This is a genomic window from Streptomyces sp. NRRL S-118 (genome assembly GCF_000716335.1).
Classification (GTDB): Bacteria; Actinomycetota; Actinomycetes; order Streptomycetales; family Streptomycetaceae; genus Streptomyces.
The window spans coordinates 101,190-109,811 of record NZ_KL591024.1 but is presented as its reverse complement, the minus strand read 5'-3'; the positions used below and the strand labels follow the sequence as shown (position 1 = coordinate 109,811).

Annotated in this window: 6 protein-coding genes; 4 read left to right on the top strand and 2 right to left on the bottom strand. The window is 69.0% G+C overall.

Annotation, left to right across the window (positions count from 1 at the left end):
- Positions 1–1,015: 1,015 nt before the first annotated feature.
- The 3 genes from IH00_RS0130295 (at position 1,016) to IH00_RS42980 (ending at position 6,626) form a co-directional block, all read left to right on the top strand.
- Positions 1,016–3,691, top strand: a complete 2,676-nt coding sequence (locus IH00_RS0130295; RefSeq protein WP_031079153.1) for a DEAD/DEAH box helicase — start codon at positions 1,016–1,018, stop codon at positions 3,689–3,691.
- 583 nt (positions 3,692–4,274) lie between these two features.
- The gene (locus IH00_RS0130290) at positions 4,275–6,122 is read left to right on the top strand and encodes a coiled-coil domain-containing protein (RefSeq protein WP_234335013.1); all 1,848 of its coding nucleotides are present in this window, start codon (positions 4,275–4,277) and stop codon (positions 6,120–6,122) included.
- A gap of 195 nt (positions 6,123–6,317) precedes the next feature.
- Positions 6,318–6,626 carry a hypothetical protein gene (locus IH00_RS42980; RefSeq protein ID WP_158828009.1) on the top strand — a complete coding sequence of 103 codons (309 nt, stop codon included), beginning with the start codon at positions 6,318–6,320 and terminating at the stop codon, positions 6,624–6,626.
- A gap of 53 nt (positions 6,627–6,679) precedes the next feature.
- Here IH00_RS42980 and IH00_RS0130280 read toward each other — a convergent pair whose 3' ends face one another.
- A complete protein-coding gene (locus tag IH00_RS0130280; protein ID WP_052411737.1) occupies positions 6,680–7,054 on the bottom strand; it encodes a hypothetical protein in 375 nt (124 codons plus the stop codon).
- A gap of 160 nt (positions 7,055–7,214) precedes the next feature.
- Positions 7,215–8,063 carry a hypothetical protein gene (locus tag IH00_RS40765; RefSeq protein ID WP_052411736.1) on the bottom strand — a complete coding sequence of 283 codons (849 nt, stop codon included), beginning with the start codon at positions 8,061–8,063 and terminating at the stop codon, positions 7,215–7,217.
- Here IH00_RS40765 and tpg point away from each other — a divergent pair.
- Positions 8,011–8,622, top strand: a 612-nt coding sequence (gene tpg, locus IH00_RS45535) for a telomere-protecting terminal protein Tpg (protein WP_420710940.1), incomplete at its 3' end; no start/stop codon positions are given. The genes IH00_RS40765 and tpg overlap by 53 nt on opposite strands.

Below are 8,622 nucleotides of genomic sequence, written 5' to 3'. Positions count from 1 at the left end.
CCACAGCGCTGCGCGCTGTGCAAGCGAACCCCCGCGCTGCGCGCGGGGGTTGCGCTCCCGCTCCGCGGGAGCGCTAATGGGACGCTGCGCGTCCCACTCAACCTGCCCGCCCCGCGGGCGGGTTGACGCTCCGTTCGCTGCGCTCTCGGAGCTTGTGGGACTCCGTCCCACGGCTGGTCTTCCGCTTCGCTGCAGACCGGCTGCAGCGGGTCCGCTGCGCTCCCCCGCTTCGGGCTTTCCGGCTTCGCCTTCAAGCCCGTGGCCCGCTGCCGCGGGCCAGGCTGGCTACAGGGCAAGGGGTCGGGTGGTGGAGTTCAGGCGTTTGCGTGATGGGGAGTGATGGCCCGTCGGGGTGCGGCCTGATGCGCCGGCCTGGGCCCCGGGGCTGCCTGAAGGCGGTATAGCCAGAGGGAGGCGGCGGCGAGCAGGCCGGTGAAGACTGTCAGTAGGAGGAGGGAGAGCCACATCTGCCGGCTTCCGGGATGGGTCCATCCCGTCCAAGCCGCGGCGGCCGCCCACAACAGGGCACCTGCCGTATAGAGGGCGCGGACTCGGCGCAGCTGCCGTACGGCCCGCAGGGACATGTGGTGTTCAGTCTTCGGCGCCATGCCGGCCCATGTACCCCGATCCGCGCCATCCACCGGCGGTTAACTCAGCTCTTTCAGCTGCCCGTGCTGTGGTGGGGGCCCGTTCGAGTCGGCTTCCGGTGGTAGCGCGTGCATCAGCTTGATGCAGCATGTACCTTTGGCGGAAACACGGGACACGCCATGGGTGATGCCTTAGCGGATCCAGGTGCTGAATCTCGTTTCTGGTGGATCACATTGGCCGTACTCGATGGCTTTTTCGTATGAATGGCTGCCGAAATAGGTGCACGGCGAATAGATGGGTTGCGTGCCATACCAAACCGTCCAGACCAGGGCAGTAAGGGCAAGTGAGCAAGCCAGATGCTTCCACGTAGGAGGTCCTGCGAGGGGGCGGATCATGGGATTGATCATAGGACAGCGGGCTGAGGGTCGTGATTTCACTCAAGGAACACCAGGTAGATCAGCGGTCGGCGTTTCGTAAGTGGGTGGGATTTCCTGCAAGATCACCTGTGCCCCCGCAGGGTGCCCGGGGCACGATCGTGTCAGCGACCGGGTCGGGCAAGACGATCACGGCGGCCGCGTGCGCGCTGGAATGCTTCCGGGACGGGCGGATCCTTGTGACCGTGCCGACCCTGGACCTGCTCGTGCAGACCGCTCAGGCGTGGCGCTTGGTGGGGCATCGGGCCCCGATGGCGGCGGTGTGCTCGCTGGAGAACGACCCGGTGCTGAGCGAACTGGGGGTGCGCACCACTACCAACCCGATCCAGCTCGCCCTGTGGGCCGGGTCCGGGCCTGTGGTCGTGTTCGCCACGTACGCCTCGCTGGTGGCCCGGGAGGACATCGACGCACCCGAGGGCCCACGGAAGGTTCGCGGGCCGCTGGAGGCCGCCCTGGCGGGCGGGGAACGGCTCTACGGCCAGCGGATGGCAGGCTTCGACCTCGCCATCGTGGACGAGGCCCACGGAACCGCCGGTGATCTTGGTCGGCCGTGGGCGGCGATGCACGACAACCAGAGGATCCCCGCGGACTTCCGGCTCTACCTCACCGCGACCCCGCGCATCCTCGCCTCGCCCCGGCCTCAGAAGAGCGCGGACGGTCAGGAGATGATGCTCGCGTCGATGGCCGACGACCCCGAGGGTACCTACGGCGCGTGGATCGCAGAACTCGGGCTCTCGGAGGCGATCGAGCGGGGCATCCTCGCCGGGTTCGAGATCGACGTGCTGGAGATCCGCGACCCCTCCCCCGTCCTCGGGGAATCGGAGGAGGCCCGGCGCGGCCGGCGCCTGGCGTTGTTGCAGACGGCGCTCCTGGAGCACGCCGCGAAGTGGAACCTGCGTACGGTCATGACGTTCCACCAGAAGGTCGAGGAAGCGGCGGCGTTCGCGGAGAAGCTGCCCGAGACAGCGGCCGAGCTGTACATGAACGACGCCTCCGATGAGGACCTGGCGCGGGCGGAGGAGCTGCCCGCGTCGTCGATCGACGCGGAGTTCTACGAGCTGGAGTCCGGCCGCCACGTACCCCCCGGCCGGGTGTGGTCGGCGTGGCTGTGCGGCGACCACCTCGTCTCCGAGCGACGCGAGGTGCTGCGCCAGTTCGCAGGCGGCATCGACGCGAACAACCGGCGCGTGCACCGGGCCTTCCTCGCCAGCGTTCGCGTGCTCGGCGAAGGCGTCGACATCACCGGCGAGCGCGGAGTCGAAGCCGTCTGCTTCGCCGACACCCGCGGCTCCCAGGTCGAGATCGTCCAGAACATCGGCCGCGCGCTCAGGTTGCACCGCGACGGCTCCACCAAGGTCGCCAGGATCATCGTGCCAGTCTTTCTCCAGCCCGGCGAGGACCCGACCGACATGGTCGCCAGCGCCTCGTTCCGTCCCCTCGTAGCCGTGCTCCAGGGCCTGCGCTCCCACGATGAGCGCCTGGTCGAACAGCTCGCCTCCCGCGCCCTCAGCAGCGGCAAGCGCAAGATCCACATCCGGCGCGACGAGGACGGGCAGATCATCGGGACCAGCGGCGCGGGCGACGGCGAGGAGCAGGAGGACGACGACACACAGTCCGCCGCCGAAGCCGCCCTGCTGCACTTCTCCAGCCCGCGCGACGCCGCCACCATCGCGGCCTTCCTACGCACCCGGGTCTACCGGCCGGAGTCCCTGGTGTGGCTGGAGGGCTACCAGGCCCTGCTCCGCTGGCGGAAGGAGAACGAGATCAGCGGCCTGTATGCCGTTCCCTACGATGTCGAGACCGAGGTGGGCACGACGAAGGCTTTTCCGCTCGGGCGATGGGTCCACCAGCAGCGGAAGGCGCTGCGAGCCGGGGAGCTGGAGGAACGGCGCAAGACCTTGCTGGACGCCCCCGAGGCCGGGATGGTCTGGGAGCCCGGCGAGGAAGGCTGGGAGAACAAGCTCGCCGCGCTCCGCTCCTACCGGCGAGCCACTGGCCACCTCGCACCCCGCCAGGACGCCGTCTGGGGCGAGGCCGAGGCCGAGGGGATGGTGCCCATCGGGCAGCTCATGGCCAACCTCCGCCGCAAGGGCGCGAAGAACGGCCTGGGCAAGGACCCGGAACGGGCCACCGTACGCGCGCAGCAGCTGGCCGCGATCGACCCCGACTGGAACTGCCCATGGCCACTCAACTGGCAGCGCCACTACCGCGTCCTCGCCGACCTCGTCGACGCCGACGGCCACCTACCCGACATCGCACCCGGCGTCACCTTCGACGGCGACGACATCGGACGATGGCTCCAGCAGCAGAAGCAGCCGGCCACCTGGGCCGGCCTCCTGCCCGAGCAGCAGCAGCGGCTGTCCACGCTGGGCATCAAGCCGCTTGAGGCACCGTCTCCCGCCCCTGCGGCCACGCGGGCGACGAAGGGCCCGAGCAAGGCACAGCAGGCATTCCAACGAGGCCTGGCCGCCCTCACACAGTGGATCGAGCGAGAAGGCGTGAACCGGCCCGTACCCCGCGGCCACAGCGAGGAGATCACCGTCGACAGCGAGGCGGAGGCGGTGACCGTCAAGCTGGGCGTATGGATCACCAACACCAAAACCCGCCGCGACAAACTCACCCAGGAACAACGGGACGCACTCGCGAAACTGGGCGTCGACTGGGCGTGAACGGCGGCGGCCGGCCGCTGGCGCAGAACGCGTCCCAGGGCCTCCTGGGTGATGCGGCGTGTCTTGTTACTGGTGGGGGCGTTGTCGTCGGAAGGACATGGTGTCAAGACGAGCTGGAGCAAGCGGTGGGCTACTACGGCGGAGGAGGCCCTGACTGGGCGCTGATCGGCGCGCGGCGGCGGGCCGAACAGGAAGCGTCAGAGGCTCGTTCGAACGCGGCGCGGTGGAGGGAGCGGGCGGAGGCATTGGCTGCGCTGGTCTATGAGACGGCTGACCGAGTCTGTCCGGCTCATACGGCAGGGGACTGCCAGTGCCGGAAGTGCTGGGAGGCTCGCATCAGTCAGGTCTTTGGTGTTGGTGCCGTGCCCTGGCCTGGGGCCGCTGCTGACGCGGCCCAAGCGGGTCCGTTCTGGGACCTTGTCAAGAAGGTCTCCCGTGAGGCTGAGGAGCGCCGCAGGCGGCCCTAGGCGAGCTTCGCGGCCTGGGCAGCTGACGCCGGTCTGGGGTGGCACGTCACCCGGGCGGCCGCGTGTCGTTACCCGCTACGAGCGCTGAAGCGCTGCCGAGTCGCGGGAGGTACCGGGTGGTCACGCTCAGCATCGAGTGCTTTTTGTTCGAGGTCGACAGGGTGAAGCACGAGGTGAGGCTCGATGCCCCCCTACCCGCGCTGACGGGAGTGACCTCGTCGGGCAAGAGCACAACGCTGGAATCGGTGTGGTGGGTGCTGGGGGTGGAGCATGCCAAGGTGATGGATGCCGTATCGATGTGCAGCCGTGTTGGGTTCGTCGCCCGGATCGGCGGGGAGCGGTGGGAGGTCATCCGCAGCACGGAAGACCGGCAGGAGGATGTGGTCTTCACACGCGGCACGTTGGGTATCCCGGAGCGTCATCCGGTCAAGCGCAGTGACTCCCGGCGGTCGGCGGCCGATGTCTTCCAGGATCTGCTTGGGATCCCCCGGCTGGGCGCCGGACGTACGCGCGTGACACTGGACAAGCTCGTGCCATGGTTCTACGCGCGCCAGCGCGACCTCCCGAACGTCTACCTCGGCGGGCAGAGCAAGGAAGAGCGCACGGCGGTGGGACGTGTGCTGCTGGGGGCCGATGACGAGAAGGTCGACGCGCTGCGCCAAGAGGACGACGCCAGGACGAAGGAGTGGCGGTCGGCGAAGAACCGCAGCAAACGGATTCTGCGTGAGCGGCAGGAGCGTGATCTGCCGTCCGTCGAGGACCTGCAGCGCCGCGGTGAGCAGTGGACCGCTCAGCACCAGCAGGAGGCGTTGAGGGCGCAGAAGGCCGGGGCGGAGCTCAGCCGGCTGCAAAACCAGCTCGTCGTGCTGGAGCAGAAGGTGGCCGCGGCGCAGGAGTCCCGGCGGGCCGCAGGCGTGGCGGCCGAGGACCGTCAGCGTACGGCGCGGCTTCTGGATACGGCCGCAGCTGAGGCAAGGGGACGTCTGGCTGGGTTGCGGGAGGCAGCCACCGACCCGAGCCTGTGCCCCACGTGTGTAAGGGCCCTGGATCTGACGGGACTGTCGGAGGACGACTGTCCAGTGTGCCGGCGTTTCGACCCTGAGCGCCGTCAGCGTGCCGAGGAGTTCACGCGGCGGATGTCCCAGGCGCAGCAGGCCGCTGAGCAGGCCCGTGAGGCGGCCCGACGTGCGGTGCAGGCGGCGGAGGAGGCCCGTGGACGGGTCGGTGACGCCGACCGGGTTGTCGTGGAGGCGACGGCCGCGGTGCGGGCGTTCACGCAGGATGTGATCGCGCCGCAGCAGCAGGTCGTGGTGGAGGCCGAAGCGGCGGCACGGGAGCTGGCCGCGCGGCTGGAGCAGAACGCGGAGCACCTGCGTGAGGTCGCGGAGCTGACGGAACTACGCGAGCGGCTGCCTGAGCTGGAGAAGGCTGCGGAGATCGCGAAAGCCGCATACACCACTGCCCGGCAGGACACCGATCTGATGGTCAAGCAGGCGACCGACCGGTGGTCGCGTCATGCGCTGCGCCGGCTGCAGGCGTGTGACCCCGAGGTCAACACGGTCTCCATCAGCCCGGAAGATTTCTCCGTCACCATCAACGGAAAGTCGTTCGACTCCCGGGTCGTCGCCGGGCACGCGATGACCCGCGCGAACGTCAGTGTCCTGCTGGCGCTGCGCGATACCGCCCGGGAGGTGCCGGCGATGCCGGTACCCCAGTTCCTGATCGTGGACGGCCCGTTCACCGGCCTGGGTGACGGCCCGGAGGACCAGCGCAGCGCCAACGCGCTCCTCGATGGCCTCACCGACCTCGCCACCTTCGAAGATCCTTCGGGTGCTGGAGGTCAGGTCATCATCGCCTGCCGCGAACTCCGCGGCACCCCGGGGCCAGTTGTTCGGGAGATCCGCACCAATCTGACCGATGGTGTGATCCCTGGCCTCCCCCCACGCGAGACCAGCCCCGTGTAAACGCCGCCGCCCAAACAAGGACGGCCAAGACGCGGCGCTGGGACGGCGCCGCCCGCTCCGTATCGTCGATGCTCAGCCCGGGCGGAGCTTGGTGCCGGTCCACTCCCCGGTGCACCGGCAGCGGGCGCCGGAGTCCGGCCGGGAGCCGGGTGACGGGGTCCTGGTCGGCCTTCTGGCCGTCTTGCTGGGCGATGGATGGTCACAGCGGAGGCTCGGCGAACTCGGCGTGAAAAGCCCGCACGGGCCCGCAAGGCGGCGGCGAAGGGGACAACAGCCACCGGGCTGGGAAAGGGCGGTGAGGCATTCCAGAAGGGCCTGCGGGCCCTTCAGCAGTACATCGAACGGGAAGGCCAGATGCCGGGGCGGGCCGTCGTCGAGCGGCTGCCCGAAGGCAGCGAGCACCGCACCGGGATCTGGTATGCCAACCAAAAAGCCCGCCGCGACCGACTCGACCCCGCACGGCTCACCGCCCTCCTCCGCCTCGGCATCGACTGGGCACGGTAGAAGGCCGGTGCCCCTTGCGCTGGCCCCAGTCGGCCAGCGCAAGGGGCTGTGGTCTACCGTCGGAAGCCTCGTCGAGGGTCCCTGTTGCTGCGGTTGTCGAACGGGTCGAACCAGGCGGCCTCCCGAAGGTCGCCCACGCCCATGAACTGGTTTGCGGGGTGATCGGGGTCCTCGATGCCGGTGAACTTGGAGTGGAAGAGCATCAGGACGTCGTGGTCTTGGAACAGCAGGTCGGAGCAGCTGTCCCAGCTGTAATCGTCCTCGTGTTCCGGGAGGCTGTTGTGGTCGTCCTCTGCGGGGCGGTCTTCCAGGTAGGTCGGTGCGTCCTCGATGGCCAGGTGCAGGGCCATCTCCTCCGCAGTGCAGGTGGGGTTGGGCCAGTTTCCCTTAGCGAGGTCGGCGGCCAGGTCGTCAAAGGCGCGCGCCATCCGCCGTCGCCAACGGTGGTCGGCTGTCCAGGTGAGCGGGGGCAGTCGGTCGAAGACCTCCCACGTTGCGGAGTCAGCGTCTGACAGGAACTGGTCCCCCAGACGCTGCGCGTCGTCGTAAGCCTGGTCCGCGAGGACGACCAGTGCCGTGTGGAGCAGGTCAGCGGTACGGGGCGTGAGCTGCCATCCGCACTCCTCGACATTCCTCGTCCTCGCCCTTGCACGGACAGTCCCGGGTGGCGAAGAGCGCTGCGAAGTTAGGAGTCTGTTCTTCGGCTGCGGGCCGGGTCTGCTGGCCTCGCAGGCGCCAGCCGTGAGTGAAGCGGGTGACGACCGGCGCCGCGCTCCAGTCCGCCAGCTCATCCCCGTCTTCGGCGCGCAGAAGCTCCGCGGAGCTCTGCTCTTCCAGGGTCTGGGTTCCGGCGATATCCGGGTCCTCGGTGAGGGTCATCACGGCTCCGATCAGGTCGCGTGGATCGTCATCACCGAGTTCGGATGCAGGCAGCGGCTCCCAGCCGCGGTCGACAGCAGCGCGCAGGAGAGCGTCCTCGTCGGTGACGTGGAACTCGTGCAGGTGCGCGATCCGCACGACCTTTCCCGGGAGGTCCTTCAGCCGCGGGTGCCCCACCGGTCCGGACGCCACGTCGGAGACTGCTTCGTCCTCTGACGGATCCGGGTCGGGTACCACGAACAAGGTGCCAGGTTCTGCCTGCCAGATGCCGCTCGCGGCCTGGACGACGGCCTGGCGCAGCGAGCCGGCCGGTGCGTCCGGCATCTCAGCCGTGAGGGCCTTCAGTTCGTCGTCGACGGTGGTGGCATCGCGTCGGGCCAGGACTCGGCGCAAAATGCGCACCGCTTCACAGGCATGGTCGGGGTCCTTACAGGTCAGGACAGCGGTCAGGGAACTGGGGCCGTTGTCGTGAGTCAGCAGGGCCATCACACGGCTCTTGCTGGAGGTGTGCTCACACAGGAAATCGATCGCTTGGACTACGGGCAGCGATGAAAGCATCGCGGGACTCCAAGGGAAGAGTGCTCGGCGCGCACCGGACAAGGCGGCACACGCGCACGCGGCAGGAAACCCGCTGGTGGACACGGTACGAACGCGTCCCCGGACGGTCACAAGAAGACTGGAGCGCGCGTTGCGCACCCGGGCCGTTCCCTCAAGCACCGAGGCCCGCCTGCGGTTTCTGCTGACGACGCACCGAGGTTCCACCCAGCAGGTGGCCACCGTACTGGGGGTGTCGCAGCGCACCGTGCAGCGGTGGGTGACGAAGAAGCCAGGAGCGCGTCGTCCCCCGGGTCCGGCGAAGGGTCTGGCGATCGAGGAAGCAGTGCTGGCTCGGTGGCAGCCCCGAGTACGGGCCCGTCGGCGTGCCCAGGCTGAGGCGGAGGGCTTCGTCTTCCATACCCGTGCGCGATTCGGGTGCGCGGCTCCGACAGGCTCCTCAGACGATCCGCGGGTGCGGTGGATCACCCAGGATCTGCCGGGAGAGGTGGCTCGGGAACTGTTCGCCGCTCGGGATGCCGGCGCGGGTGAGCAACAGCAGACGGTGATCCTGGCCCGGGCG

Excerpts from the sequence above, each read along its gene's own strand:
- IH00_RS42980 (WP_158828009.1), top strand. The coding sequence starts at position 6,318 with ATGGTCACAGCGGAGGCTCGGCGAACTCGGCGTGAAAAGCCCGCACGG.
- IH00_RS0130280 (WP_052411737.1), bottom strand. The coding sequence starts at position 7,054 with ATGGCGCGCGCCTTTGACGACCTGGCCGCCGACCTCGCTAAGGGAAAC.
- IH00_RS40765 (WP_052411736.1), bottom strand. The coding sequence starts at position 8,063 with ATGCTTTCATCGCTGCCCGTAGTCCAAGCGATCGATTTCCTGTGTGAG.